This window comes from Kocuria sp. CPCC 205263, assembly GCF_040981075.1.
GTDB classification, from domain to species: domain Bacteria; phylum Actinomycetota; class Actinomycetes; order Actinomycetales; family Micrococcaceae; genus Kocuria; species Kocuria rosea.
The window spans coordinates 240,222-265,595 of record NZ_JAVKPV010000005.1; the positions used below are offsets into that span (position 1 = coordinate 240,222).

The window sequence follows — 25,374 nt, forward strand, 5'->3', positions numbered from 1 at the left end:
TTCCGGCACCGACCACGAAAGGAACGACGCGATGAGTGGTTCGCCCGAGCGCACCGCCGGCACGGCGGTGCCCCCCGGGGGTCCCGCCGCGGGGTTCCCGCCCCGCGGCGCCCCGCAGGACAGGCCCGTGGCGTGGCTGTGGATCCAGATGCTGCTGGACTCCGTCGCCTGGGTCGTGGCCCTCGTGCTCGCCCTGGTGCTGCGCTACGAGATGGAGCTCCAGTTCATCAGCGCCCCCGGGCTGCTGCTGGTGTCCATCGTGGCCGTGGCCGCCCAGCTCGTCGTCGGCTTCTCCTTCGCCCTGTACAAGGGGCGGTACTCCTTCGGCAGCTTCGACGAGGCCAAGCTCCTCGTGGTGGTCACCCTCATCGTCACGGCCGTGGTCCAGGTGCTGCTCCTCGTGGTGGGCACGAGCATCGGCATCCCGCGCTCCACCGCCCTCATCGCGTTCCCCTTCGCGTGCCTGTTCATGGCCGCCTTCCGCTACCTCAAGCGGATGTACCAGGAGGCCTCCGCCCGTCCGGGCGCCTCCGCCCAGCACGTGGTGGTCTACGGCGCCGGCTACCTCGGGACCTTCCTCATCCAGCGGATGATGCAGGACCCGCACTCGGAGTTCCTGCCCGTGGCCCTGCTCGACGACGACCCCGCCAAGAAGCACCTGCGGATCTCCTCCGTGCCCGTGCTCGGCACCCTGCACGACCTCCGCGACGTCATGGCCCGCACCCGCGCCTCGGTGCTGATCGTGGCGATGTCCGGCGCGGACCCCCGGATCATGCACCGGGTCGCGGACGCCGTGGCCGGCACCGGGATCCGGGTCATGACCATGCCCCCGCTCGGCGAGGTGCTCACCGCCAAGCACCAGGGCGCGGACTTCCGGGACATCAGCATGGAGGACCTCATCGGCCGCCGCCCCGTCGACATCGACGTCGAGGAGATCGCCGGCTACGTGAAGGGCCGCCGCGTCCTGGTGACCGGCGCCGGCGGCTCCATCGGCTCCGAGCTGTGCCGCCAGCTCGTCGGCTTCGAGCCCGCCGAGCTGATCATGGTGGACCGCGACGAGTCCGCGCTGCAGGGCACCCAGATCTCCATCACGGGGCGCGGCCTGCTCGACGGCCGCGACACCGTCCTCGCCGACATCCGCGACCCCGAGTCGGTCGGCGCGATCTTCCGCGACCGCCGCCCCCAGGTGGTCTTCCACGCGGCCGCCCTCAAGCACGTGTCCCTGCTCGAGCAGTACCCGGACGAGGCGTGGAAGACCAACGTCGTCGGCACCCTCAACGTGCTTCAGGCCGCGGAGGAGGCGGAGGTCGAGGTCTTCGTCAACATCTCGACCGACAAGGCCGCCAACCCCACCACGGCCCTGGGCCACTCCAAGCGCGTCGCCGAGAAGCTCACCGCGTGGATGGCGGACCGCACCGGGCGCCGGTACGTCTCGGTGCGCTTCGGCAACGTCTTCGGCTCCCGGGGCTCGATGCTCCCCCTCTTCACCGAGCAGATCCGGCAGGGCGGCCCGATCACGGTGACGCACGCGGAGGCCACCCGCTACTTCATGACCATCCCGGAGGCCTGCCAGCTCGTGATCCAGGCGGGGGCGATCGCCCGCGGCGGCGAGGTGCTGATCCTGGACATGGGCGAGCCCGTGCGGATCATGGACATCGCCGAGCGGCTGCGCGTGATGAGCGGGCGCGAGGACATCGAGATCGAGATCACCGGGCTGCGCCCGGGGGAGAAGCTGCACGAGGACCTCATCGGCCTCGGCGAGAAGGACGAGCGGCCCTTCCACCCCAAGATCTCCCACGCGCGCGCCGACCGCCTCGACCCCGCCCAGCTGGACCGGCACACCTGGAAGGTGCGCGGCGGCATGGTCTACACGGGCACGATCCCTGTCGTCAGACCGTCCACGCAGCCGCCGCCCACGTCGGTCCAGCGCCCGCGCAGCTCCTCGGGGCGGGCGTCGTGAGCCCGGCCCCGGTCGTGCTGCTCCCCGCCGGGCTCGATCTCACCGACCCGGGCGCCGCCCCCGACCCGGAGGAGCTGCGCCGGCTCGGGGAGCTCGTCCTCACGGTCGGTGTCCCTGCCCTCGTGCTCAGTCTCCTACTGCCCCTGGCCGTCAAGCCGCTGCTCGCCCGGTGGGGCGTGCTCGACGTCCCCAACGAGCGCTCCTCCCACCACCGCACGGTCGTACGGGGCATGGGCCTGGCCGTGGCCCTCGCCGTGCTCGTCGCCTACGGCTCCGCCCTGCTCACCGGCGCGATCGAGGTCGACCGCTCCGTCGCGCTCGTGGTCCTGGCCGTGACCGGGCTGTTCGCCGCCCTCGGCTGGGCCGAGGACTACCGGGGCGTGTCCGTGCGGGCGCGCCTGGCCGCGCAGCTGGGCATCGGCCTGGCCGCCACGGCCGTCCTGGTCGCGGTGCTCGGCACCTCCGCCTGGTGGCTGCCCGTGGGCACCATCGCAATCGCCGCCTACGTGAACATGGCCAACTTCATGGACGGGATCAACGGCATCTCGGGGCTGCACGGCCTCGCCGCGGGACTGCTGTACGCCTGGGCCGGCGCCTCCAACGACCTGCCGTGGATGATCGCCGCCGGCCTGGCCGTGGCGGGCGGCTTCGCCGGGTTCCTGCCCTGGAACCTCGGCCGCGGCACCGTGTTCCTCGGCGACGTCGGCTCCTACCTGCTGGGCGGCTCGCTGGCCGGCATCGCGGTCGCGGCCTTCCTCTCCGGCGTCTACGTCGAGTACCTCCTGCCCCCGCTCGCGGTCTACGTGGCCGACACCTCCGTGACCCTGCTCCGCCGCGTCCGCGCGGGGGAGGCCTGGTACCGGCCGCACCGCCAGCACGTCTACCAGAAGCTCACCGACGTGGGCCTGTCCCACACGGGCTCCGCGCTCGTCGTCACGGCCGCGACCGTCCTCGTCAGCGTCGCCTCGGTCGTGGGCCTGCGCACGGGGCCCGTCGCCACGGCCGTGGCCGGCGCGTTCGTGCTGGCGGTGCTCGCGCTCTACCTGGTGCTGCCCGCGCTGCTCGGGCGCCGTGCGGCCGTCCGCTCCCGGACGGGGACCCGCCCGTGAGCGCGGCCCTGCTCAGCGTCCTGCTCGGCGCGGGGCTGATCGTCGCGAGCCACCTGGTGACCGTGCTCGTGGCGCGGGCCACCGCCGGGACGGACGGGCCGGTCGCCGCCCCCGTGCTCGCCGCGACGTACGTGCTGAAGGTGCTCCTGCTCGGCTGGGTCCTGCTCACCGTGCCGGCCCCCGGCTGGCTGGTCCCGGGCTGGGTCGCGGCCGGGGTGCTGGCTGCGCTCGTCGTCTCGCTGGCGCTCGCGGCCCGCGCCGGCGCCCGCGGCACCCGCACCGCCCTGGGACCGGTGCTGGAGGCCCGGCGGCGGGCGGCGGCCGAGCACCCGGACGGCCCGCGTGCACCCGGCCCCGCCGGCGACGGCACGCACGACGGCAGGACCCCTGACGACAGGAAGCAGGACGACCATGAGCACGGACGACCATGAGCGCGGATGACCGCGACGACACGGCCCGCCCGGACGGGACGCCCCCGCCGGAGGACGGCCCCAGGCCCCCGCGGGACGGGCCCGCGGAGCGCCCCGGACTGCGCACCGCGGGGGAGCTCGTGGAGGGCGGAGGGCTCTCCGGAGGCTTCACGACACTCCTCTACGTGGTGATCGGGATGGGGTTCTGGAGTTTGGTAGGGTGGGGGGCGGATCGCGTGCTGGGAACCCGGTGGATCGTGGTCCTGGGAGCGTGCATCGGCGCCGCGTCCGGGATCTACGTCGTGTATCTCCACATGCAGGAGGGACTCCGTCGGAGTCCGTCCTCCGACGGTGCAGATCCTCACAACCCGCACCAGTCCGGCCCGGACTCGGCGCCCCGACCGTGACCACCGGCCAGAGCACTGCAGAAAGGACCCGCATTGAACGCCGCCCTCATCAGGCTCCCCGCCACCGGAGGATTCACCGCCCCGACCGTCGACGAGATGCACCTGCCCTACTTCTTCGAGGTGGGCTCCTTCGGCTTCGGCAAGCAGATGCTGCTGGTCCTCCTGTCGGTCGTCCTGATCGCCGGCTTCTTCATGTGGGCCATCCGCCGCAACGCGCTCGTCCCGTCGAAGTCCCAGTACCTCGCCGAGAGCGGCTACGGGTTCGTGCGCAACCACCTCGGCCGGGACATCATCGGTGAGAAGGAGTTCCGCCCCTACGTCCCGCTGCTGTTCACGTTCTTCTTCTTCATCCTGGTGAACAACCTCTTCGGCTCCATCCCGGTGCTGCAGCTGCCGACGCTCTCCCACGCCGGCTCCGCCTACGCCCTCGCCGGGATCGCCTACGTCACGTGGGTGTTCATGGGCATCAAGCGCCACGGCCTCGGCGGGTTCATGAGCAAGATGACCATGCCGCCGGACGTCCCGAAGGCCCTGTACGTCTTCCTCATCCCGATCGAGTTCCTCTCGAACCTGATCATCCGCCCCGTCACGCACGCCCTGCGTGTGTTCGCCACGATGTTCGCCGGTCACCTCGCCCTGATGGTCGCGGCCTCGATGACCGCCTACCTCATCACCAACGGCGGCCTGCTCAGCATCGTCTCCGTGGGCTCCACGGTGCTCGGCGTGTTCATCTACTTCCTGGAGATCCTGATCCAGGTCCTCCAGGCCTACATCTTCACCCTCCTCTTCGCCGTGTACGTCCAGGGCGCCCTGCAAGAGGGCCACTGACACCGGTGGAAGAAGCGGTCCGGCCCCGGCCGGACCCCCGCAGTCCATCCCCGAAATGTTCAGAGCCGACACGGCTACGACGCCCGGCCCCCGGGCACCTAGAAAGGAAATACCCCTCATGACTGGTTCGCTCAGTGCTATCGGTTACGGTCTGGCTGCCATCGGCGGCGGCATCGGCGTGGGTCTGATCTTCGCCGCGTACATGCAGTCCGTCGCCCGCCAGCCGGAGTCGCAGCGCGTGCTCCAGCCGATGCTGTTCTTCGGCTTCGCCGTGGTCGAGGCGCTCGCGATTCTGGGCTTCGTGCTCGCGTTCATCGCCTGAGTGGCGCATCCCGTACAAGTCCTTCCTAGAGAACAGGAATCGCGCACATGACACTCTTGCTGGCAGCCGAGGAAGGGGCGAACCCCCTCGTCCCCAACCTGTGGGAAGTGGCGATCACCCTCATCGGGTTCCTGATCCTGCTCTTCCTCGTCGTCAAGTTCGTCGTGCCGGCGTTCGAGCGGGTCTACCGTGAGCGCACCGAGGCCATCGAAGGTGGCCTGGCCAAGGCGAAGGCCGCGCAGGCCGAGGCCGCCGCCGCCCGCGACGAGTACAACCAGCAGCTCGAGAGCGCGCGCCTGGAAGCTCAGAAGATCCGCGAGGAGGCCCGCCTCGAGGGGGAGAAGATCCTCGCGGACTTCAAGGACCGGGCGAACGCCGAGTCGGCGCGCATCACCGAGAACGCGCACCGCACCATCGAGGCGGAGCGCTCGGCGGCCGTGGTCTCCCTGCGCAACGAGGTGGGCGCCCTGGCGACCACGCTCGCGGCGAAGATCGTGGGCGAGTCCCTCGACGACGACGCCCGGTCCAACCGGGTGGTCGACCGTTTCCTCGCCGACCTCGAGCAGGAGCAGGAGCGGAACGCAGGTGCGGCGCGGTAATGGCAGACGCAGCGAACGAATTCACCCAGCAGAGCGCTCGTGAGGTCGAGCGCTGGGCCGGCTCCGCCGGCCCCGCGCTCGCCCGTGAGCTGTTCGCCGTGCTCGCCATCCTCGACGAGAACGGCGCCCTGCGGCGCGCGCTGGCCGACCCCTCCTACGAGGGGCCGCAGCGCGAGCAGGTCGTGCGCCGGATCTTCGCCGACAAGGTCTCCCCGGACGCCGTGGAGATCGTCGCGCACCTCGCCGGTCGACGCTGGAGCGACGACCGCGAGTTCGCCGACGCCCTCGAGCACGCCGGGGTGGCCCTCACCGCGGCGTCCGCGGAGAACCGCGCCGGACTCCAGGGCCTCGAGCAGGTCGTGGACCAGCTGATCGCGTTCAAGGGGGTGCTGGACGGCTCGCACGAGCTGCAGCGCGCCCTCAGCGACCAGCGCGCCGGGGTCGAGGCCAAGACGCGACTGGCGCACCGGCTGACCCCGGGCGCCTCGGACGAGGCACTGCTCCTCGTGGAGCAGGCCGTGCTCTCGCCCCGCGGAGCCCTGGTCGGCCGTCTGGTCGAGCGCTTCGCGGAGGAGGTGGCGGCCCGCCGGCAGCGGTGGATCGCGCACGTGACCACGTCGCGACCGCTGACCGAGGACCAGCGCGGCCGGCTGCAGCAGCAGCTGAACACGCTGTACGGCAAGGACCTCAAGCTCACCGTGGACGTCGATCCGGCGCTGCTCGGCGGGCTCAAGGTGCAGGTCGGCGAGGAGGTCATCGACGGTTCCGTCGCGGCCCGGCTCGACGAGCTGCGCCAGCGGATCGGCGCCTGAGCGCCGGGGGCGCCCACGACGCCGCCGCGGGCGGGCGCCCCACCGGCCGAACGGCAGCAGCCGGTGGACCAGCGCAGCGTTCCGCCACAGATTTGGACTCACGGTCACCGCTGACGGCAGTGATCACGAACTAGGAGAGCAGGGACAGGACATGTCCGAAGTCACCATCAATGCCGACGACGTCCGTAGCGCGCTGAGCGAATTCGCCGCGTCCTACGAGCCCGGCACCGCAGAACGAACCGAGGTCGGCCGCGTCAGCAGCGCCTCCGACGGCATCGCGCGGGTCGAAGGCCTGCCCTCGGTCATGGCCAACGAGCTGCTGCGCTTCGAGAACGGCGTCCTCGGCCTCGCGCAGAACCTCGACACCCGCGACATCGGCGTCGTGATCCTCGGCGACTTCCGCGGCGTCGAGGAGGGCCAGGAGGTCCAGCGCACCGGGGAGGTCCTCTCCGTGCCGGTGGGCGACGCGTTCCTGGGCCGCGTGGTCGACCCGCTGGGCACGCCCATCGACGACCTCGGCCCCATCGAGGCCGAGGGCCGCCGCGCCCTCGAGACCCAGGCGCCCGGCGTGACCATGCGCAAGTCGGTCCACGAGCCCCTGCAGACCGGCATCAAGGCCATCGACGCGATGATCCCGATCGGCCGCGGTCAGCGCCAGCTCATCATCGGCGACCGGCAGACGGGCAAGACGGCCATCGCCGTGGACGCCATCCTGAACCAGCGCGCCAATTGGGAGTCCGGCGACGTCAACAAGCAGGTGCGCTGCATCTACGTGGCCGTGGGCCAGAAGGCGTCCACCATCGCCGGCGTGCGCCAGACCCTCGAGGACAACGGGGCCCTGGAGTACACGACCATCGTGGCGGCTCCCGCCTCCGAGGCCGCGGGCATCAAGTACCTCGCCCCCTACGCCGGCTCGGCCATCGGCCAGCACTGGATGTACGGCGGCAAGCACGTCCTCATCGTCTTCGACGACCTGTCCAAGCAGGCCGAGGCCTACCGTGCGGTCTCGCTGCTGCTGCGCCGCCCGCCGGGACGCGAGGCCTACCCGGGCGACGTGTTCTACCTGCACTCCCGCCTTCTCGAGCGCTGCGCCAAGCTCTCCGACGAGCTGGGCGCCGGGTCGATGACCGGGCTGCCGATGATCGAGACGAAGGCCAACGACGTCTCGGCGTTCATCCCCACCAACGTCATCTCCATCACCGACGGCCAGATCTTCCTGCAGTCGGACCTGTTCAACGCCAACCAGCGCCCGGCCGTGGACGTGGGCATCTCGGTGTCCCGCGTCGGCGGCGCCGCGCAGGTCAAGGCCATGAAGAAGGTCTCCGGCACGCTGAAGCTCGAGCTGGCGTCCTACCGCTCGATGCAGGCCTTCGCGATGTTCGCCTCCGACCTGGACCCCGCGTCCCGGCAGCAGCTGACCCGCGGCGCCCGGCTGATGGAGCTGCTGAAGCAGAAGCAGTACACCCCGTACCCGGTCGAGGACCAGGTCGTGTCCATCTGGGCCGGCACCAACGGCCACCTCGACGAGGTGGAGGTCGCCGACGTGCTCGACTTCGAGCAGGCCCTGCTGGAGCACGTGCGCCGCACCACCAACGTGATGGACTCCATCGTCGGCTCCGGCAAGCTCGAGGACGACGCCGTCGCCGCGCTGGAGACGGCCGTCGCCGAGGTCAAGCGGGACTTCCGGGGCACCAAGCACGGGATCGAGCCGGGCCACGAGGAGCACGAGCCCCTCGACGCGTCCGCGGTCGACCAGGAACGGATCGTCAGGAAGTAACCGGTCGGTCCGGTGCGCCGCCGCGGCGGCGCACCGGGCACGGTGACGAAAGGAAGTCACATGGGAGCGCAGATTCGGGTCTACCGGAACAAGATCGCGTCGACCAAGTCCATGAAGAAGATCTTCAAGGCCATGGAGATGATCGCGACCTCGCGCATCAACAAGTCCCGACAGGGTCTGCAGGCGGCGCGTCCCTACGCGAACGCGCTGACCCGGGCGGTCTCACAGGTCGCCACCCAGCACAACGTCTCCCATGCCCTGACCACGAGGGCCGACGAGGTGCGCCGGTCGGCCGTGGTGATCATGACCTCGGACCGCGGTCTGGCCGGGTCCTACTCGTCCAACGTGCTCAAGGAGGCCGAGGGCCTGCTGGAGCTGCTGCACGGGGAGGGCAAGGAGACCAAGGTCTACCTGATCGGCCGCAAGGCACAGGCGTACTTCGACTTCCGCAGCCGCCCGTACGAGCGGAACTGGACCGGGGACACGGACAACGCCCGGCCGGACCGCGCGCGGGAGCTGCGCAAGGTGCTGATCGAGGACCTGGAGACCGTGTACGAGGACGGCGGCGTCGACGAGATCCACCTCGTCTACACGTCGTTCCAGTCGATGGTCGTCCAGGAACCCCGGGTGCTCCGGCTGCTTCCGCTCGAGGTCGTGGACGCCAACGCGCTGACCGACGAGGTCGCCCGGGAGTTCGAGGAGCTGGAGGAGCCCGACAGCACCTTCGAGTTCGAGCCGAACCCCGAGGAGTTCCTCGACGCCGTCCTGCCGCGCTACATCGACGCCCGACTCTTCGCGAGCCTGGCGCACGCCGCCACCAGCGAGCTCGCGGCCCGGCAGCGGGCGATGAAGGCGGCCGGCGACAACGCCGACGACCTCATCAAGAAGTACACGCGCCTGATGAACAACGCCCGCCAGGCCGAGATCACCACCGAGCTCACCGAGATCGTGAGCGGCGCCGAGGCCCTGTGACGGGCCGTCCCGGCGATCCAGCAAGTGTCCACCACGAACAAGTGAAGTGAGAGATATGACTGCCACCATCAGCGAACAGGCCGGGCAGCCGGTCTCGGGCGGTGCCACGGGACGCATCGCCCGGGTCATCGGGCCGGTCGTCGACGTCGAGTTCCCCGAGCACGCCGTGCCCGGCATCTACAACGCCCTGACCGCCCAGTACGAGCTCAACGGCGAGAAGCGGACGATCACGTTCGAGACCGCCCAGCACCTGGGCGACAACATGGTCCGCGCGATCGCCCTGCAGCAGACCGACGGCCTGGTGCGCGGCACCGAGGTCAAGGACTCCGGCGAGCCGATCTCCGTGCCCGTGGGCGATGTGGTCAAGGGCCACATCTTCAACGTGCTCGGTGAGGCCCTCGACGTCGAGACCTCGTCCCTGGAGATCACCGAGCGCTGGCCGATCCACCGCAAGGCGCCGTCCTTCGCGGAGCTCGAGGGCTCCACGGAGATGATGGAGACCGGCATCAAGTCGATCGACCTGCTGACCCCCTACATCAAGGGCGGCAAGATCGGCCTGTTCGGCGGCGCCGGCGTGGGCAAGACCGTGCTCATCCAGGAGATGATCACGCGTGTGGCCCGCAACTTCGGCGGCACCTCGGTCTTCGCCGGCGTGGGCGAGCGCACCCGTGAGGGCAACGACCTCTGGGTCGAGATGGAGGAGGCGGGCGTCCTCAAGGACACCGCCCTCGTGTTCGGCCAGATGGACGAGCCGCCGGGAACGCGTCTGCGCGTGGCCCTGACCGGGCTCACGATGGCGGAGTACTTCCGCGACGTGCAGAACCAGGACGTGCTGCTCTTCGTCGACAACATCTTCCGCTTCACCCAGGCCGGCTCGGAGGTGTCGACCCTGCTGGGCCGCATCCCCTCCGCCGTGGGCTACCAGCCGACGCTGGCGGACGAGATGGGCGTGCTCCAGGAGCGCATCACCTCGACCCGCGGCCACTCGATCACCTCGATGCAGGCGATCTACGTGCCCGCCGACGACTACACCGACCCGGCCCCGGCCACGACGTTCGCCCACCTGGACGCGACCACGGAGCTCTCCCGTGACATCGCCTCCCGCGGTCTGTACCCGGCGATCGACCCGCTGACCTCGACCTCGCGCATCCTCGACCCGCAGATCGTGGGCCAGGAGCACTACGACGTCGCGATCCGCGTCCGGTCGATCCTGCAGGAGAACAAGGAGCTGCAGGACATCATCGCGATCCTCGGCGTCGAGGAGCTCTCCGAGGAGCAGAAGGTCGTCGTCTCGCGCGCGCGCCGCATCGAGCAGTTCCTCTCCCAGAACACCTACACCGCCAAGCAGTTCACCGGTGTCGAGGGCTCCACGGTCCCGCTCGCCGAGACCATCGAGGCTTTCGGGAAGATCTGCGAGGGCGAGTTCGACCACGTGCCGGAGCAGGCGTTCTACAACGTCGGCGGTCTCGACGACGTCATGCAGCAGTGGGAGCAGATCAAGCAGCGGACCGGTGGCAAGTAGTCATGGCTGAGATGATCGTCGAAATCGTCTCCCTCGAGCAGGCCGTGTGGACCGGCACCGCCCGGATGGTGCGGGTCCGCACGTCCGAGGGCGACATCGGTATCCTGCCCGGCCACGAGGCCGTGGCCGGCATCCTCAAGCCCGGCGACTTCGCGGTGGACCCCGTGGACGGCTCCCGGCTCGAGGGCACGATCGACGCCGGCTTCGTGTTCGTCGACAACGACCGGGTGACGATCGTGGCGGACAACGTGGAGCTGCCCGGCGCCGCCGCCGCCTGATCCCGCCCGTCCGCGCGGGGCCCCGCCCCGCGCGCCCAGCACAGCCGCGGCCTCCGCACCACCGGTGCGGAGGCCGCGGCCGTACCCGGGGCCCCGCAGGGACCCCGGCGAGACCGCCCAGGAGAGTGGATGGAAGAGAAGATCGTCGTGCACGGACCCACCGCGGTCAACGGCACCCTGCGCGTCTCCGGCGCGAAGAACAGCGTGCTGAAGCTGATGGCGGCGACCCTGCTGGCCGAGGGCGAGTCGACCATCACGAACGTCCCCGAGATCCACGACGTCACGATCATGGCCGAGCTGCTGCGCCGGCTCGGCTGCGGGGTGGTCTACGAGCGCGCCGAGAAGACCGTCCGCATCGACGTCCCGGCGGTCCTGCACCACCAGGCGGACTACGACCTGGTGCGGGCGATGCGCGCGTCGATCTCCGTGCTCGGTCCGCTGGTCGCCCGGTGCCACGTGGCCGAGGTCGCCCTGCCCGGCGGGGACGCCATCGGCTCCCGCGGCCTGGACATGCACCGGGCGGGTCTCGAGGCCATGGGCGCGGTGCTGCAGATCGAGCGCGGCTACCTCGTGGCGTCCGTGCCCCGCAGCCTGCGCGGGACGCACTTCCGCCTGGACTACCCCTCCGTGGGCGCCACGGAGAATCTCATGATGGCGGGGACGCTGGCCGAGGGCACCACCGTCATCGACAACGCGGCCCGCGAGCCGGAGATCGTGGACATCGGGCGGATGCTGCAGGCGATGGGCGCCCGGATCGAGGGGCTCGGCACGAGCACCGTGACGGTCGCCGGAGTGGCGTCCCTGCGCCCGGTGGAGCACCGGACGGTGCCCGACCGGATCGTGGCGGGCACCTGGGCGTTCGCCGCGGCCGTGACCGGGGGGACGGTGGAGATCGAGGGCGCGGAACCCGGCCACCTGACCGTGGTGCTGGACAAGCTGCGCTCCGCGGGCTGCCGCGTGGACACGGACGGGGGCCGCTTCGTGGTCGCCGGCCCGCGGCGTCCGCGCGCGATCAACGTGTCCACGCTGCCGTACCCGGGCTTCCCCACCGATCTGCAGCCGTTCGTGGTGGCCCTCAACGCGGTGGCCGAGGGCTCCGGCATGGTCACGGAGAACGTCTTCGAGGCCCGCTGGGGCTTCACGGCCGAGCTCGAACGGCTGGGCGCGAGCGTGCGCCTCGACGGCCACCACGCGCTGGTGGCGGGGATGCCGGTGCTCTCCGGGGCGCCGGTGGAGGCCATGGACATCCGGGCGGGCGCGGCCCTCGTGATCGCGGGCATGGCCGCCGTCGGCACCACCGACGTGAGCGGCGTCCAGCACGTCGACCGCGGCTACGAGCACTTCGTGGAGCAGCTCGGGGCCGCGGGGGCCGCCGTCGAACGGCACCTGGTCGGCACCGCGTACTGAGCACGCCGGCACGACGGAGCCCCGCACCCGGGACGGGTGCGGGGCTCCGTGCTCAGCCGGTGCGCGGGAAGCGGATCAGATGAGCGTGACGCCGGTGGCCTGCGGGCCCTTCTGGCCCTGGCCGATCTCGAACTCGACGCGCTGGTTCTCCTCGAGGGTGCGGAAGCCGCCCGACTGGATCTCCGAGTAGTGGACGAAGACGTCCGAGTCGGAGTCGTCGGGGGTGATGAAGCCGAAGCCCTTTTCGGCGTTGAACCACTTGACGGTGCCCTGGGCCATGAAGATTTCTCCTTGCGAGATGGTGCGAAACGTGTGCACAGGTCGTGCACGGAAGGGCGGTACCACGAGATGAGCCGAGGGCCGCGGTCTCCGTTCCCGAAGGAGGGGGACCAGGGCCAGGGTCGAACGTCACGCTCGCTTACCCGTTCTGCGAGCATGCAAAACATGGAACGAAGAACACGTTCAGCTTCACACACTCCCCGGGGGCGGTCAACGTTGTTCGCCTGCTGATCATCGCGTGTTGCGGGCTGGTCGCCGACCGCGTGACCCCGGCGGCGCCCGGGGCGGACCCGGGCCCGAGCCGGTGGGCTCGCAGGAGTGGGCTCAGAAGAGGCGCGAGCCGCTGTCGTCGAGCCCGCGCATCTCGTCGTAGTCGAGGGTCAGACACGCGATGCCCCGGTCCTCGGCGAGCACCCGGGCCTGGGGCCGGATGAGCTGGGCGGCGTACACCCCGCGCACGGGCGCCAGGAGGGGGTCCCGGTTGAGCAGCTCGAGGTACCGCGTGAGCTGCTCGACGCCGTCGATGTCGCCGCGGCGCTTGAGCTCGACCGCCACGGTGGCGCCGGCGGCGTCGCGGGCCAGGATGTCCACGGGCCCGATCGCGGTGGGGTACTCGCGCCGGACCAGGGTGTGCCCCGAGCCCAGGCGGTGGATCTGCTCGGCGAGCAGGCGCTGCAGGTCCGCCTCGACGCCGTCCTTCACCAGCCCGGGGTCCGTGCCCAGCTCGTGGGAGACGTCCTCGTGGATCTCGAACACCTGGATGACGAGGCGGTCGTCGCTCTTGGCGGCCTGGACGGTCCACGTCTGCAGGACGCCCTCGGCCGCGAGCTCGGCCTCGGGCTCGCCGACGTGCAGGCGGGCGGGCGGGCTCATCCAGTTCAGGGGCTTGTAGCTGCCGCCGTCCGAGTGGACGAGCACGGAGCCGTCCGCCTTCACGAGGAGAAGACGCCGGGCGGCGGGCAGGTGGGCGCGCAGACGCCCTTCGTAGTCGACGGAGCAATCGGCAATGACGAGACGCACGCGGACCAGCCTAGCGCTCCACGGGACCCGGCCCGGACCCGGAGGCCCCCGCTGTGAGACGATGGCGCCGTGCCACGCTCCAACCACTCCTCCCGACGCCGCCACGGCGGCCCCGGCAGCGGCCCGCGCGCGAGCAAGTGGCAGCGCGGCGCCGCCCAGGAGCCGTGGTCGGTCGAACGTGTCCTGGAGCCGGCGCCCACGGTGGAGCGCTCGGCGGACGGGGACTGGCTGGTCCGCCACGTCCGGCCCGCCAACGCGGTCAAGACCTACACCTGTCCCGGCTGCGGCCGCTCGATCCCGCCGGGGATCGCGCACCTGGTCGTCTGGCAGCAGGACTCCCTGCTGGGGGCGCGCAGCGCCTTCGAGGACCGCCGCCACTGGCACGAGCGCTGCTGGCGCACCCGCCGCTGAGCCCGGCCCCGCCCGGCGCGGCCGCCGTCACGGCGTCACGCCGGGAGCGGACACGCGGGCGCACCGGTGGCCGCGCCGCCCCCGGCGGCCGATAATCGTGGAAGACCCGCGGCGCCCGCCGGGCGCCGCCCCGGACCGGCCGCCGCCCCGGACCGGACCACCGATCCCGCCCCGACACCGACGGCCGAGCGGACCGCCGTGCCCGTCGTCGAGCCCTCAGGAGACGCCCCGTGAACGAGTTCCAGCACCAGCAGCCCCGCCGCACCGCCGAAACCGCTCCGCCGCCGCAGGAGGCCCCGCTCCCGTCATCGGTGCGGGGAGCGGTGGACCTGGGCGCCGTGCCCGCCGCCGGACCGGGCGGGCCGCCCGCGGGGGAGGACCGGCCGGGCGGGTACCGCCGGGAGGTGACGGCGGCGGACTTCCAGGAGGTCGCCGAGCTCTCCACCCAGGTCCCCGTGGTCTTCGCCCTCTGGGCCCGCTTCAGCGAGCAGTCCGTGGCGTTCACCGACACCCTGGAGCAGGTCGTGGACCGCTACCGGGGACGGCTCCTGCTGGCCTCCGTGGACGCCGAGGCGGCTCCCGAGATCGCGCAGATGTTCCAGGCGCAGTCCGTGCCCACCGTGGTGGCGCTGCTCGGCGGGCGGCCCGTCCCGCTGTTCAACTCCACGGTCCCGGCCGAGCAGGTGACCCAGCTCCTGGACGAGCTGCTCGCGCTCGCCGAGCAGAACGGGATCACGGGCACCGTGGAGCCCGTCCGTCCCGACGACGAGCCGGAGCCGCTGCCCCCGCTGCACCAGGAGGCCGTGGACGCCCTCGAGGCCGGGGACGTCGACGCCGCCGAGGCCGCCTACCGGAAGGCGATCGCCGAGAACCCCGGGGACCGGGAGGCGAAGCTCGCCCTCGCCCAGGTGCACCTGCTCCAGCGGGTGCTGCCGCTGGACGCCGTGACGGTCCGCGCCGAGGCCGCCGCCGCCCCGGAGGACGTGGCGGCGCAGCTGGCCGTCGCCGACCTCGACGTCTCGGGCGGCCACGTGGAGGACGCCTTCCGGCGGCTGCTGGACCTGGTGCGGCGCACCACCGGGGAGGAGCGGGACGTCGTCCGGCTGCGCCTGCTCGAGCTCTTCGACGTGGTGGGCGCCGAGGACCCGCGCGTGGTGACCGCCCGGGGCGCCCTGATGCGCGCCCTGTTCTGAGCCCCCGCCCCTGATGCCCCCCTGACCGCCCCGGCGCCCGCGCGGCCACGGTCCGCCGGCGCGCGGGGCGCGTCCTCCGCCCCACGGTGGAGGGCGCCCCGCGCGCCGGTGGGGCGGGCTCCGCCGCGCGCCGGAGGCGCGCCCGGTCCCCGCCTGCCTACGCTGGGGGCATGAGCCACCAGCACCTCCCGCAGGCCGCCCCGGAACGGACCGGCGCCCCCGCGCCGGACACCCCGGCGCCCCCGTCCGGCGGTCCGCCGGCGCTGAGCGTGCGCGGGCTCGTCCGGGTCTTCGGCCGCCCCGGCACCCCCGAGGCCAAGGTCGCCGTGGACCGCGTGGACCTCGACGTCCCCCGCGGCTCCTTCTTCGGCCTCGTGGGACGCAACGGCGCCGGCAAGACCACGATGCTGTCCATGGCGACCGGACTCCTCCGCCCCACGGCGGGCAGCGCCCGCGTGGCCGGTGTCGACGTCTGGGCCGAGCCCCGGCGGGCCAAGCAGCTCATGGGCGTGCTGCCGGACGGCCTGCACCTGTTCGACCGGCTCACCGGACGCCAGCTCGTCACCTACGCCGGCCTGCTGCGCGGCATGGACCGGGACGTCGTGGCCGAGCGCACGGACGACCTGCTGCGGGCCATGGACCTCACGGCCGACGCCGGGACCCAGGTCCAGGACTACTCCGCCGGCATGACCAAGAAGATCGCGCTGGCCGGCGCCCTCATCCACGCCCCGAGCCTGCTCGTCCTCGACGAGCCGTTCGAGTCGGTCGACCCCGTCTCGGCGGCGAACATCCGCGAGATCCTGCACGGCTTCGTGTCCGCCGGCGGGACCGTGGTCGTCTCCAGCCACGTCATGGACCTCGTGCAGCGGATGTGCGACCACGTCGCCGTGATGGACCGCGGCCGGGTGCTGGCCGCCGGGACGGTCGACGCGGTCCGGGCCGGGGCCACGCTCGAGGACCGGTTCGTCGAACTGGTCGGCGGGCGCCGGGAGACGGGGGAGGGCCTGCCGTGGCTGCGCCCGGAGTGAGCCCGGAGCTCGCCCCGGCCCCGGACGGCCTCGGCCCCGCCCGGGCGGGCACCACCGCCCTGGCCTGGCGCCTAGTGGGCCTCAAGGCGAGGATCCTCGTCAACACCCTGACCCGCAGCACCTGGGTGCTCGTGGGCACCGTGCTGGGCGCCGCCTACTTCGTGTTCCTGCTGGGCCTGGCCGTGGTCGCGCTGTTCCTGCTGGGCCGTCAGGACCTGTCCCTGGTGCGCACCGTCCTCGTGCTGGCGGGGTCGGCGGCCGTGCTGGCCTGGTGGCTGCTGCCCATCCTCGCGGCGCGGGCCGACGCCACGCTGGACCCGGCCCGCCTCGCCCTCCTGCCCCTGTCCGTCGGCCAGGTGCAGTGGGGCCAGGCCCTCGGCGCGGTCGTCGGCGTGCCGGGTGCGCTCACCGTCGTGGCGCTCCTCGCCACGGTGAGCTCCTGGCGCTCGTCGGCGGCCGCCCTGCTCGCGGCCCTCCTGTGCGTGCCGCTCGCGCTGGCCCTCGTGGTCACCGGATCCCGCTGCGTCACCGCCCTCGCCGTCGGTCTCGGCCGCCGCCGGCGCCTCACGGAGCTGGTCTCGCTGGCCGCGCTCGTGGCCCTGGTGCTGCTCGGCCCGATCCTCACCGGCCTGCTGAGCGGGCTGGAGCGGCTGTGGGACCGGCTGCCGCAGTACGCCGGCGTGCTGGCGTGGACGCCGGTCGGAGCCGTCTGGGCGGTCCCGGCCGACGTCGCCGCCGGCCGGTGGGGCCCCGCCGCCGCCCGGCTGGCCCTCACGGTCCTGACCGTCGTCGTCCTCGTCCTCGTCTGGCGGGTCGCGCAGGAGCGGGCCCTCACCAGCACGGCCGGCGGGCGGACCGCGGCCCCGCGCGAGGGGGCCGCCGGCGCGGGGCTCCTCGACCACGCGCCCCGGCGCCCGTGGGCGGCCGTCGCGGCCCGGTGCCTGGTCTACTGGGTCAGGGACCCCCGCTACTCGGCCGGTCTGCTCGTCATCCCGGCCCTCGCCGTGCTCATGTGGTCCTCCCGGGACCCGGAGGGAGGCAGCGTCTTCCTCTACGCCCTGGGCCCGATGATCGCGGCGCTGCTCGCGTACCAGATCTCGGGCGACGCGTCCTACGACAACACCGCCCTGCACCTGCACGTCCTCACCGGTGTGCGGGGAGTCCACGACCGCGCGGGCCGGGTGCTCGCGCTGCTCGTGATCGCCGTGCCGCTCACGGCGGCCGGGCTGCTGCTGCCGTTCGCGGTCGAGGGCCGGTGGCAGCTGCTGCCCGGGGTCGCGGGCACCGCGCTGCTGGCGCTGCTGGGCGGGGCAGGCCTGTCCTCGGTGATGTCCGCCAGGTACACCTACCCCGTGGCCCCGCCGGGCGCGTCCCCGCTGAAGACGCCGCAGGGCTTCACCGTCCTGAACGTCCTCGTCCAGTTCGTGGCGCTGGGGCTGATCCTCGTCCTCGTGCTGCCGGCCGCCGTCCCCCTCCTCGTGCAGGTCTTCACCGGCGACCCCGTGTGGGGCTGGGCGGGCCTGGCCGCCGGGGCGGTGCTCGGCCCGCTGCTGTGCTGGGGCGGGATCGTCCTCGGCGGGCGCTGGTACGACCGGCGGGCCCCCGAGCTGCTCCAGGAGGTCGCCCAGTTCCGCTGAGCGGGACGGGCGCTCCCGGCGCACGGGGGCCGGCGGGGACGAGGTAAACTGGCGCCCATGCATGTCTCAGCGGCGACCACCGGCACCCCGACGAACGGCCCGGACGACACCCCGTACGGAGCCGATCCGGCGCAGCCGGCCGGGGGCACCTCGACGATCGAGCGCGAGGAGACCAGGGAGCTCCAGGAGCCGGGCGACCACGAGCGCTTCGCGCACTACGTGCGCAAGGAGAAGATCATGGAGTCCGCCCTTTCCGGCGAGCCCGTGATCGCCCTGTGCGGCAAGGTCTGGGTCCCCGGCCGCGACCCGCAGCGGTTTCCGGTGTGCCCGACCTGCAAGGAGATCTACGACGGACTCCGCCCCCCGAACGACCAGGGCGACGACCAGGGCTGAGCATTCCCGGCCGAGCAAGCGCCCGCCGCCGGCGGGCGCTTTTGCGTGGCCCGCCGCCGCCCCCCGTCATCCACCGCGGCCACCAGGCCGCGGCACCACGAGCGAAAGGACGTCGCCAGAGTGTCCCAGGACGACCAGCTCTCCCTGTTCGGCGCAGCCGCCGCCGACCTCCCCCCGGCCTATCCGGACCGCGCCGCGTGGGGCACGGCCCCCAAGCTGCGCGCCTGGCAGGCGGAGGCGCTGCAGCGCTACTTCGAGGCACAGCCCCGGGACTACATGGCCGTCGCGACCCCCGGGGCCGGCAAGACGACCTTCGCGCTGCGCGTGGCCAAGGAGCTCTTCGACCGCGGGACCGTCAACCGGATCACGGTGGTGACGCCCACGGACCACCTCAAGCGGCAGTGGGCGGACGCCGCCGCCCGCGTGGGCCTGGCGATCGACCCGAACTTCAAGAACGCGGACGGCTCCCACGGCCGGGACTACCTGGGCGCCGCCGTGACCTACTCGCAGGTGGCCATGAAGCCGCTCCTGCACCGGGCCCGCACCGAGGCGGGCCGGACCCTGGTGATCATGGACGAGATCCACCACGCCGGGGACTCCCTCACGTGGGGCGACGGGCTCCAGGAGGCCTTCGACCCCGCCGCCCGCCGGCTCGCCCTGACCGGCACCCCCTTCCGCTCGGACACCGCGCCGATCCCGTTCGTGCGCTACCTGGAGGACGGGGACGGCATCCGCCGCTCGAGCGCCGACTACACCTACGGCTACGGCGACGCGCTCAAGGACCACGTGGTCCGGCCCGTGATCTTCCTCGCCTACTCGGGGCAGATGCGCTGGCGCACCAGCGCGGGGGAGGAGATGGCCGCGGAGCTCGGCGAGGGCTTCACGAAGGACATCACCGCCCACGCGTGGCGCACGGCGCTCGACCCGAACGGGCAGTGGATCCCGTCGGTGCTCCAGGCCGCGGACCAGCGGCTCACGGAGGTGCGGCGCACCGTGCCGGACGCCGGGGCGATGGTCATCGCGACCGACCACCAGGACGCGAAGGCCTACGCCGCGCAGCTGCGCCGGATCACCGGGGAGAACCCCACCGTGGTCCTCTCCGACGACAAGGGCGCCTCGGACCGGATCGACGAGTTCTCCGCCGGGGACAGCCGCTGGATGGTGGCCGTGCGGATGGTCTCCGAGGGCGTCGACGTCCCCCGGCTCGCCGTGGGCGTCTACGCGACGTCCACGTCCACGCCGCTGTTCTTCGCCCAGGCGGTCGGCCGCTTCGTGCGCGCCCGCAAGCGCGGGGAGACGGCCTCCGTGTTCCTGCCGTCCGTGCCGGCGCTGATGCAGCTCGCCAACGAGATGGAGGCCGAGCGGGACCACGCCCTCGACAAGCCCGCCGCGGAGGAGACCGGCCTGCCGGCCGACCCCCTCGAGGAGGGCTGGGACGACGACCTGCTCGAGGAGGCCAACCGGGAGGAGAAGGCGTCCGCGGCCCTCGCCCAGGGCCGGTTCGAGGCCATCGGCTCGGACGCGTCCTTCCACGGGGTCCTCTTCGACGGCGGCGCCTTCGGCGGCGGCGTGGCGGTGGGCTCAGAGGAGGAGGCGGACTTCCTCGGCATCCCGGGCCTGCTCGAGGCCGACCAGGTCTCGGCGCTGCTGCGGGAGCGGCAGTCCCAGCACGCCCGCCGGCGCCCCGGCGCCGCCCGCACCCCGGAGCAGCCGGCGGTGCCCGACCACCGGCGGCTCAAGGAGCTGCGCGCCACCCTGTCCAAGAACGTCTCGGCCTGGGCGTCCCGCACCGGCACCCCGCACGGCATGGTCCACAACGAGCTGCGCCGGGTGTGCGGAGGACCCGCGGTGGCGCAGGCGAACGAGGCGCAGCTCCAGGCGCGGGTCAAGAAGCTGCAGGACTGGTTCATCGGGCGCAAGTGAGCCGCGCCCGGGACGCGGACCGCCCGGGACGGGGCGGTCCGCTGCCGGGCACGGGTCAGGGCCGGACGACCTCGACCCCCGCCTCGGCCATCTCCCGCAGGGCGCGCTCCGTGGACTCCGCGGCGACGCCCGCGGTGAGCTCCACCAGCACCCGGGTGTCGTAGCCGGCCTCGACGGCGTCCAGGGCGGTCGCCCGCACGCAGTGGTCGGTCGCCAGGCCCACGATGTCCACGGCCTCGATCTCGTGCTCCCGCAGCCAGTCGTCGAGGCTCACGTCCGGCTCGTCGTCGACGTCCTCGTCGTCGCCCATCGGCACGTCCGCGTCCGGGGCGAGCAGTCCCTCGAAACCGGAGTAGGCGGCGTCGTGCTCGCCCTTGCGGAACCACGCCTGGATCCAGTCCGTGTCCAGGTCCGGATGGGAGTGGGCCCCGCGGGACTCGGCGACGCAGTGCACCGGCCAGGACCGCACGTAGTCCGGCTCGTCGGAGAAGTGCGCCCCGGGGTCGACGTGCCAGTCCTGGGTGGCCGCGACGGCCGCGTAGTCCCCGTGGTGGTCCTCCAGGTGCTCCGACACGGCGGCGGCCACCGCCGCGCCTCCGGCGACGGGCAGCGAGCCGCCCTCGCAGAAGTCGTTCTGCACGTCGACGACGATCAGTGCGGTCCTCATGGTGTTCCTCCCTCTGTTCGGTGCTTCACGCTCGTGCCTCTCACTCGGTGCTTCTCGCCCGGTGGTGCTCCTCCGGTGGGTGCCGCTGGGCGTATCCCACCCGGAGCACGCCGTCCGGACGGCCGCTCAGGCCGGGGCCTCCGGCCCTAGGACGGTCGGGATCACGGGGTCGCCCTCGCTGAGCCGCCGGGCCGAGCGGGGCAGCTCCGCCACGGACGCCGCGTGCCGCTCCCGAGCCCGGCGGACCCCCTCCGGGCCCGTCCAGCCGTCCAGCAGCTCGCCGCGGCGGACGAAGTCCTCCAGCAGCGGCCGGTCGTCGCCGTCGTCGTCGGGCAGCCGGCCGATGCCGACCATCTCGTGGGTCGCCGTGCCCCGCTCGTCCCGGCGCCGCAGGGCGTGCTTGCGCCCGCCCACGGACACCTTGCCCTTCGCGGCCTTCGCCACGGGCCGCAGCTCGCCGGAGGAGTCCTCGCGGGCCACCAGCTTGTAGACCATCGACGACGTCGGCGCGCCGGAGCCGGTGACCACGCGGGTGCCCACGCCGAACGCGTCGACGGGCGCGGCGTTCAGGGCCGCGATCGCGTACTCGTCCAGGTCCGAGGTGACGGTGATGCGGGTGTCCGGGTTGCCGAGCTCGTCGAGGAGCCCGCGCACCCAGGCGGCCTGGGTCACGAGGTCGCCCGAGTCCAGGCGCACGCCTCCAAGCCCGGGACCCGCGAGCTCCACGGCCTTGCGCACCGCGGTCTCGACGTCGTAGGTGTCCACGAGCAGGGTGGTGTCCCGGCCCATGGACTGGAGCTGGGCGCGGAAGGCGTCCTCCTCCGTGTCGTGCAGGAGCGTGAAGGAGTGGGCGGCCGTCCCGACCGTCCGGATCCCGTAGCGGTGCCCGGCCTCGAGGTTCGACGTCGAGTCGAAGCCGCCGATGACCGCCGCCCGCGCGGCCGCGACGGCGGCCTCCTCGTGGGCGCGCCGGGAGCCCATCTCGATGCACGGGCGCCCCGCCGCGGCACCCACCATGCGGGAGGCGGCCGAGGCCACGGCGCTGTCGTAGTTGAGCACCGACAGGAAGTACGTCTCGAGCACGCAGGCCTCGGCGAAGGTGGCCTCGACCACGAGCAGCGGCGACGAGGGGAAGTACGCCTCGCCCTCGGCGTAGCCGGAGATCGAGCCGGTGAAGCGGAAGTCCGCGAGGTAGTCCAGAGTGGCGCGGTTGACCACGCCGGTGTCCGCCAGGAAGCGCAGCTGCTCGTCGCCGAAGCGGAAGCTCCCGAGCCCCTCGAGGAGGCGCCCCGTGCCCGCCACCACGCCGTAGCGCCGCCCAGCGGGCAGTCGCCGGGCGAAGACCTCGAACACGCTGCGCCGCTGCGCGGTGCCGGCGTGCAGGGCGGCCTGCAGCATGGTCAGCTCGTAGTGGTCGGTCATCAGGGACGTGGGCGGCGGGGCCCACCGGTGGCTGCGCTGGTTCACGGGCACCACTCTAGCGACGCCGCCGGTGCGCCCCGCCTCCGGCACTCGCTACGATGGACGGACCATGCACTGCGCTACTCCCGCCGCCGCCCGCCCCGCGGCCACCGCCACCCCGGAGACCGGCACCCGGCCCACCGGCGCGACGTCCGTGGCCACGGAGACCGAGACCCCGTGGAACGTGGTCGTGTGGGACGACCCCGTCAACCTCATGAGCTACGTCACCTACGTGTTCCGCTCCTACTTCGGCTACCCGGAGGAGAAGGCCCGCTCCCTGATGCTGGAGGTCCACCACCACGGGCGCTCCGTGGTGGCCAGCGGCTCCCTCGAGGAGGCCGAGACCCACACCGCGGCGATGCACGGCTTCGGACTGTGGGCCACCTTCGAGCAGGCGGGGGGCCACTGATGGCGCAGGGCTTCCGGTCCACCCGCCGGGGCATCACCGCCCGCTTCGAGGAGCCCGAGAAGGAGCTGCTCCAGAAGCTGTTCGCGGACGTCGCCCAGGCGCTCGCCCCCGAGCAGCCGGCCTCGGAGGACTCGCTCGAGCGGATGCTCGGCGTGTCCGGGGACGCCACCGTCCCCGACGACTCCGCGCTGCGGCGGCTGCTGCCCGACGGGAGCCTGGACCCCGAGCGCGCCGCCGAGTTCCGCCGGTACACGGAGCGGGGGCTTCGGGAGACCAAGCGCGGCGTGCTGCAGCAGGCGGCCCTCGCGCTGGAGGCCCAGCCCGTGCGGCTGGACCCCGCCCAGGCGCAGGCCTTCGGGCAGGCCCTCAACGACGTGCGGCTGGTGCTGGCGGACCGGCTCGGGATCCGCAGCGAGGCCGACGCCGAGCGCGTGGGACGCTACGACGACTGGTCCGCGATCGAGGACGTCGAGACGTACATGTCGCTCCTGTACAACTTCGTCTCGTGGCTGCAGGAGACCCTCATGGAGGCCCTTCTCCACGACCTGCCCCGGGACTGACCGGGCACGACACCCCGTACGGCCCCCGCCCCGGCAAGGGGTGACGCGGCTCACGGCGGCACGGCCGCGGCGCGGTTTGGGACGGCGGCACGCCCGGGACTACGCTCTTGACGATATGCAGGATGACGACGTCTTCGGGGCCGGCGGCCGGACCGCCCGGCGCCCCAACCCCGGTTCACCCATCGGCGTGTTCGACTCCGGGGTGGGCGGTCTCACCGTGGCCCGCGCCATCATCGACCAGCTGCCCCACGAGGAGATCGTGTACGTGGGGGACACCGCCCACGGGCCCTACGGGCCGCTGCCGATCGCCGAGGTCCGGGCGCACGCCCTGCGGATCATGGACGAGCTCGTCGACTCGGGTGTCAAGCTGCTCGTGATCGCCTGCAACACGGCGTCCGCGGCGGTGCTGCGCGACGCCCGGGAGCGCTACACCCGGGTCTACGGGATCCCGGTGGTCGAGGTCATCCAGCCGGCGGTGCGCCGAGCGGTCGCCTCGACCCGCAACGGCCGGATCGGCGTCATCGGCACGGAGGCGACGGTCGGTTCCCGCGCCTACGACGACACGTTCGCCGCCGCCCCCCACCTGCGGATCGACTCGGTCGCCTGTCCCGCGTTCGTCGACTACGTGGAGGCGGGCGTCACCACGGGGCCCGGCCTGCTGGCCACGGCCCAGGCCTACCTGGACCCGCTGCGCGAGGCCGACGTGGACACGCTGGTGCTGGGCTGCACCCACTACCCCCTGCTCACCGGCGTGATCTCCTACGTCATGGGCGACGCCGTCACGCTGGTCTCCAGCGCGGAGGAGACCGCCAAGGACGTCTACCGCGCGCTGGTCGGCCACGGGCTCGAGCGGGATCCGAGCCTGCCCGCCCACCACGAGTTCCTCGCCACCGGGGACGCCGCGTCCTTCGAGGTCCTCGCCCGGCGGTTCCTGGGGCCGGAGGTCGCCCGCGTCCGGCACACCAGCTCCGTGGCGGAGCAGTACCCCACGGGCTCGCTCGCGCGGATCACCCCGGAGATGATCGGGGGAACGGGCCCGTCCGCGCCCTGAGCAGCTCCGCGGCCGGTGCGGCCGCCGTCCCACCGGCACCTCCTGGAAGGCTCTCGCCCATGAAACTCACCATCATCGGATGCACCGGCTCCTTCGCGGGGCCGAACTCCCCGGCCTCCTGCTACCTCGTTAGCGGCGAGGACGCCGAGGGACGGACCTGGCGCATCCTGCTGGACATGGGCAACGGCGCCCTCGGGGTGCTGCAGCGCCACATCGACCTGCACGACATCGACGCCGTGCTGGTCAGCCACCTGCACCCCGACCACTGCATCGACCTGGCCGGACTGCACGTGGCGATCAAGTGGGACCCGCGCGGCTGGGGCCGACCCCCGATCCCGCTGTGGGCGCCCACCGGCCTCCACGAGTACCTCAGCAGCACCCACGGGCTCCCCACGGAGCCCGGGATGCACGGGGAGTTCGACTTCCACACCTGGGTCCCGGAGGAGCCCGTGCGGGTGGGGCCGTTCGCGATCACGCCCTTCCGGGTGGAGCACCCCACCCCCGAGCCCTACGCCCTGCGCATCGACTACGACGGCGTCATGGGCCCCAGCACCCTGGCCTACTCCGGGGACACCGACGCGTGCGAGGGGCTCGTGCGCGCCGCGCGTGACGCCGACGTCTTCCTGTGCGAGGCCGCCTACCACGAGGGGCGCGACGACGCGCTGCGCGGCATCCACCTGACCGGCCGGCGCGCCGCGGAGGCCGCCCGGGACGCCGGGGCCCGCCAGCTGCTGCTGACGCACCTGCCGGTGTGGAACTCCCCGACGCGGGCCGTGGAGGAGGCGCAGGAGGTCTTCGCGGGACCCATCGGGGTGGCCGAGCCCGCCTACACCTACCGGATCGTCCGCCGGGGGAGCGGCCGTCCCGCGGCCGCCGTCGGGCCGTGAGCCCCGCCGCCGGCGGCCGGGCCGGTCGGTCGGTGCCGCGGGGTAAGGTGGA

The 25,374-nt window shown here is 72.9% G+C and carries 27 protein-coding genes; 23 read left to right on the forward strand and 4 right to left on the reverse strand.

The window, feature by feature from the left end; translation table 11 throughout:
• Positions 1 to 31 precede the first annotated feature (31 nt).
• From RF647_RS09945 to murA, 13 genes are all read left to right on the forward strand, one after another.
• Positions 32 to 1,960: a polysaccharide biosynthesis protein gene (locus RF647_RS09945; protein WP_368811575.1), complete on the forward strand. Its 1,929-nt coding sequence runs from the start codon at positions 32 to 34 to the stop codon at positions 1,958 to 1,960.
• Complete coding sequence (locus RF647_RS09950; protein ID WP_368811576.1) at positions 1,957 to 3,069, forward strand: glycosyltransferase family 4 protein; 1,113 nt, start codon at positions 1,957 to 1,959, stop codon at positions 3,067 to 3,069. Before RF647_RS09945 ends, RF647_RS09950 begins: the two co-directional genes overlap by 4 nt.
• Positions 3,066 to 3,500 (forward strand): hypothetical protein, encoded by a 435-nt coding sequence (locus RF647_RS09955; RefSeq protein ID WP_368811577.1) that lies wholly within the window; start codon positions 3,066 to 3,068, stop codon positions 3,498 to 3,500. The genes RF647_RS09950 and RF647_RS09955 overlap by 4 nt, the downstream gene beginning before the upstream one ends.
• Positions 3,497 to 3,886 carry a hypothetical protein gene (locus RF647_RS09960; RefSeq protein WP_368811578.1) on the forward strand — a complete coding sequence of 130 codons (390 nt, stop codon included), beginning with the start codon at positions 3,497 to 3,499 and terminating at the stop codon, positions 3,884 to 3,886. Before RF647_RS09955 ends, RF647_RS09960 begins: the two co-directional genes overlap by 4 nt.
• A 33-nt stretch (positions 3,887 to 3,919) precedes the next feature.
• Positions 3,920 to 4,714: a F0F1 ATP synthase subunit A gene (atpB, locus tag RF647_RS09965; RefSeq protein ID WP_133410899.1), complete on the forward strand. Its 795-nt coding sequence runs from the start codon at positions 3,920 to 3,922 to the stop codon at positions 4,712 to 4,714.
• 118 nt (positions 4,715 to 4,832) lie between these two features.
• Complete coding sequence (gene atpE, locus RF647_RS09970) at positions 4,833 to 5,036, forward strand: ATP synthase F0 subunit C (RefSeq protein WP_017833261.1); 204 nt, start codon at positions 4,833 to 4,835, stop codon at positions 5,034 to 5,036.
• Positions 5,037 to 5,083: 47 nt separating this feature from the next.
• Positions 5,084 to 5,635: a F0F1 ATP synthase subunit B gene (locus RF647_RS09975; RefSeq protein WP_133410898.1), complete on the forward strand. Its 552-nt coding sequence runs from the start codon at positions 5,084 to 5,086 to the stop codon at positions 5,633 to 5,635.
• Complete coding sequence (locus RF647_RS09980; RefSeq protein WP_368811579.1) at positions 5,635 to 6,447, forward strand: F0F1 ATP synthase subunit delta; 813 nt, start codon at positions 5,635 to 5,637, stop codon at positions 6,445 to 6,447. Before RF647_RS09975 ends, RF647_RS09980 begins: the two co-directional genes overlap by 1 nt.
• 151 nt (positions 6,448 to 6,598) lie before the next feature.
• Entirely contained in the window at positions 6,599 to 8,224 is a 1,626-nt protein-coding gene (gene atpA / locus RF647_RS09985; RefSeq protein ID WP_133410896.1) for a F0F1 ATP synthase subunit alpha, read from the forward strand.
• Positions 8,225 to 8,284: 60 nt separating this feature from the next.
• Positions 8,285 to 9,196, forward strand: a complete 912-nt coding sequence (locus RF647_RS09990) for a F0F1 ATP synthase subunit gamma (protein WP_368811580.1) — start codon at positions 8,285 to 8,287, stop codon at positions 9,194 to 9,196.
• Positions 9,197 to 9,251: 55 nt separating this feature from the next.
• Entirely contained in the window at positions 9,252 to 10,718 is a 1,467-nt protein-coding gene (atpD, locus tag RF647_RS09995) for a F0F1 ATP synthase subunit beta (protein ID WP_133410894.1), read from the forward strand.
• 2 nt (positions 10,719 to 10,720) lie between these two features.
• Complete coding sequence (locus tag RF647_RS10000) at positions 10,721 to 10,996, forward strand: F0F1 ATP synthase subunit epsilon (protein WP_031282932.1); 276 nt, start codon at positions 10,721 to 10,723, stop codon at positions 10,994 to 10,996.
• A 129-nt stretch (positions 10,997 to 11,125) separates the two neighbouring features.
• Complete coding sequence (gene murA / locus RF647_RS10005) at positions 11,126 to 12,403, forward strand: UDP-N-acetylglucosamine 1-carboxyvinyltransferase (RefSeq protein WP_017833254.1); 1,278 nt, start codon at positions 11,126 to 11,128, stop codon at positions 12,401 to 12,403.
• 75 nt (positions 12,404 to 12,478) lie between these two features.
• Here the strand turns inward: murA and RF647_RS10010 are convergent, their stop codons facing one another.
• Both RF647_RS10010 and nucS read right to left on the reverse strand, forming a co-directional pair.
• Entirely contained in the window at positions 12,479 to 12,682 is a 204-nt protein-coding gene (locus RF647_RS10010; RefSeq protein WP_017833253.1) for a cold-shock protein, read from the reverse strand.
• 324 nt (positions 12,683 to 13,006) lie between these two features.
• On the reverse strand, positions 13,007 to 13,702 hold the full coding sequence (nucS, locus tag RF647_RS10015; protein ID WP_031282930.1) for an endonuclease NucS: 696 nt from the start codon (positions 13,700 to 13,702) through the stop codon (positions 13,007 to 13,009).
• Between the two features lie 69 nt (positions 13,703 to 13,771).
• Here nucS and RF647_RS10020 point away from each other — a divergent pair, with 69 nt between their 5' ends.
• From RF647_RS10020 to RF647_RS10045, 6 genes are all read left to right on the forward strand, one after another.
• The gene (locus RF647_RS10020) at positions 13,772 to 14,113 is read left to right on the forward strand and encodes a hypothetical protein (RefSeq protein ID WP_017833251.1); all 342 of its coding nucleotides are present in this window, start codon (positions 13,772 to 13,774) and stop codon (positions 14,111 to 14,113) included.
• Positions 14,114 to 14,343: 230 nt separating this feature from the next.
• Positions 14,344 to 15,306: a tetratricopeptide repeat protein gene (locus RF647_RS10025; protein ID WP_368811581.1), complete on the forward strand. Its 963-nt coding sequence runs from the start codon at positions 14,344 to 14,346 to the stop codon at positions 15,304 to 15,306.
• Between the two features lie 170 nt (positions 15,307 to 15,476).
• The gene (locus RF647_RS10030) at positions 15,477 to 16,334 is read left to right on the forward strand and encodes an ABC transporter ATP-binding protein (protein WP_035928856.1); all 858 of its coding nucleotides are present in this window, start codon (positions 15,477 to 15,479) and stop codon (positions 16,332 to 16,334) included.
• A complete protein-coding gene (locus tag RF647_RS10035; RefSeq protein ID WP_368811582.1) occupies positions 16,316 to 17,971 on the forward strand; it encodes a hypothetical protein in 1,656 nt (551 codons plus the stop codon). Before RF647_RS10030 ends, RF647_RS10035 begins: the two co-directional genes overlap by 19 nt.
• A gap of 57 nt (positions 17,972 to 18,028) precedes the next feature.
• Positions 18,029 to 18,364 (forward strand): DUF3039 domain-containing protein, encoded by a 336-nt coding sequence (locus RF647_RS10040; RefSeq protein ID WP_035928859.1) that lies wholly within the window; start codon positions 18,029 to 18,031, stop codon positions 18,362 to 18,364.
• Between the two features lie 120 nt (positions 18,365 to 18,484).
• Positions 18,485 to 20,287, forward strand: a complete 1,803-nt coding sequence (locus tag RF647_RS10045) for a DEAD/DEAH box helicase (protein ID WP_095651715.1) — start codon at positions 18,485 to 18,487, stop codon at positions 20,285 to 20,287.
• Between the two features lie 55 nt (positions 20,288 to 20,342).
• Here RF647_RS10045 and RF647_RS10050 read toward each other — a convergent pair whose 3' ends face one another.
• Both RF647_RS10050 and RF647_RS10055 read right to left on the reverse strand, forming a co-directional pair.
• The gene (locus RF647_RS10050; protein ID WP_368811583.1) at positions 20,343 to 20,954 is read right to left on the reverse strand and encodes an isochorismatase family protein; all 612 of its coding nucleotides are present in this window, start codon (positions 20,952 to 20,954) and stop codon (positions 20,343 to 20,345) included.
• A 126-nt stretch (positions 20,955 to 21,080) separates the two neighbouring features.
• Positions 21,081 to 22,421 (reverse strand): nicotinate phosphoribosyltransferase, encoded by a 1,341-nt coding sequence (locus RF647_RS10055; protein ID WP_260987102.1) that lies wholly within the window; start codon positions 22,419 to 22,421, stop codon positions 21,081 to 21,083.
• 64 nt (positions 22,422 to 22,485) lie between these two features.
• On the opposite strand from RF647_RS10055, the gene clpS reads away from it, so the two are divergent.
• The 4 genes from clpS to RF647_RS10075 all read left to right on the forward strand — a co-directional run bounded on the left by clpS (position 22,486) and on the right by RF647_RS10075 (position 25,322).
• A complete protein-coding gene (clpS, locus tag RF647_RS10060) occupies positions 22,486 to 22,824 on the forward strand; it encodes an ATP-dependent Clp protease adapter ClpS (RefSeq protein WP_017833243.1) in 339 nt (112 codons plus the stop codon).
• The gene (locus tag RF647_RS10065; protein WP_017833242.1) at positions 22,824 to 23,384 is read left to right on the forward strand and encodes a DUF2017 domain-containing protein; all 561 of its coding nucleotides are present in this window, start codon (positions 22,824 to 22,826) and stop codon (positions 23,382 to 23,384) included. Before clpS ends, RF647_RS10065 begins: the two co-directional genes overlap by 1 nt.
• Positions 23,385 to 23,499: 115 nt before the next feature.
• Positions 23,500 to 24,435, forward strand: coding sequence for a glutamate racemase (gene murI / locus RF647_RS10070; RefSeq protein ID WP_368811584.1), 936 nt, complete (start codon positions 23,500 to 23,502; stop codon positions 24,433 to 24,435).
• Positions 24,436 to 24,494: 59 nt separating this feature from the next.
• Positions 24,495 to 25,322, forward strand: coding sequence for an MBL fold metallo-hydrolase (locus RF647_RS10075; protein ID WP_017833240.1), 828 nt, complete (start codon positions 24,495 to 24,497; stop codon positions 25,320 to 25,322).
• Positions 25,323 to 25,374: the final 52 nt, after the last annotated feature.

Coding starts and splice junctions, on each gene's coding strand:
- RF647_RS10010 (WP_017833253.1), bottom strand. CDS start 12,682: ATGGCCCAGGGCACCGTCAAGTGGTTCAACGCCGAAAAGGGCTTCGGC.
- clpS (WP_017833243.1), top strand. CDS start 22,486: ATGCACTGCGCTACTCCCGCCGCCGCCCGCCCCGCGGCCACCGCCACC.
- atpE (WP_017833261.1), top strand. CDS start 4,833: ATGACTGGTTCGCTCAGTGCTATCGGTTACGGTCTGGCTGCCATCGGC.
- atpD (WP_133410894.1), top strand. CDS start 9,252: ATGACTGCCACCATCAGCGAACAGGCCGGGCAGCCGGTCTCGGGCGGT.
- atpA (WP_133410896.1), top strand. CDS start 6,599: ATGTCCGAAGTCACCATCAATGCCGACGACGTCCGTAGCGCGCTGAGC.
- RF647_RS10065 (WP_017833242.1), top strand. CDS start 22,824: ATGGCGCAGGGCTTCCGGTCCACCCGCCGGGGCATCACCGCCCGCTTC.
- RF647_RS09960 (WP_368811578.1), top strand. CDS start 3,497: ATGAGCGCGGATGACCGCGACGACACGGCCCGCCCGGACGGGACGCCC.
- RF647_RS10050 (WP_368811583.1), bottom strand. CDS start 20,954: ATGAGGACCGCACTGATCGTCGTCGACGTGCAGAACGACTTCTGCGAG.
- RF647_RS10030 (WP_035928856.1), top strand. CDS start 15,477: ATGAGCCACCAGCACCTCCCGCAGGCCGCCCCGGAACGGACCGGCGCC.
- RF647_RS09980 (WP_368811579.1), top strand. CDS start 5,635: ATGGCAGACGCAGCGAACGAATTCACCCAGCAGAGCGCTCGTGAGGTC.
- murA (WP_017833254.1), top strand. CDS start 11,126: ATGGAAGAGAAGATCGTCGTGCACGGACCCACCGCGGTCAACGGCACC.
- RF647_RS10000 (WP_031282932.1), top strand. CDS start 10,721: ATGGCTGAGATGATCGTCGAAATCGTCTCCCTCGAGCAGGCCGTGTGG.
- RF647_RS10075 (WP_017833240.1), top strand. CDS start 24,495: ATGAAACTCACCATCATCGGATGCACCGGCTCCTTCGCGGGGCCGAAC.
- RF647_RS09990 (WP_368811580.1), top strand. CDS start 8,285: ATGGGAGCGCAGATTCGGGTCTACCGGAACAAGATCGCGTCGACCAAG.
- murI (WP_368811584.1), top strand. CDS start 23,500: ATGCAGGATGACGACGTCTTCGGGGCCGGCGGCCGGACCGCCCGGCGC.
- RF647_RS10040 (WP_035928859.1), top strand. CDS start 18,029: ATGCATGTCTCAGCGGCGACCACCGGCACCCCGACGAACGGCCCGGAC.
- RF647_RS09975 (WP_133410898.1), top strand. CDS start 5,084: ATGACACTCTTGCTGGCAGCCGAGGAAGGGGCGAACCCCCTCGTCCCC.
- RF647_RS09945 (WP_368811575.1), top strand. CDS start 32: ATGAGTGGTTCGCCCGAGCGCACCGCCGGCACGGCGGTGCCCCCCGGG.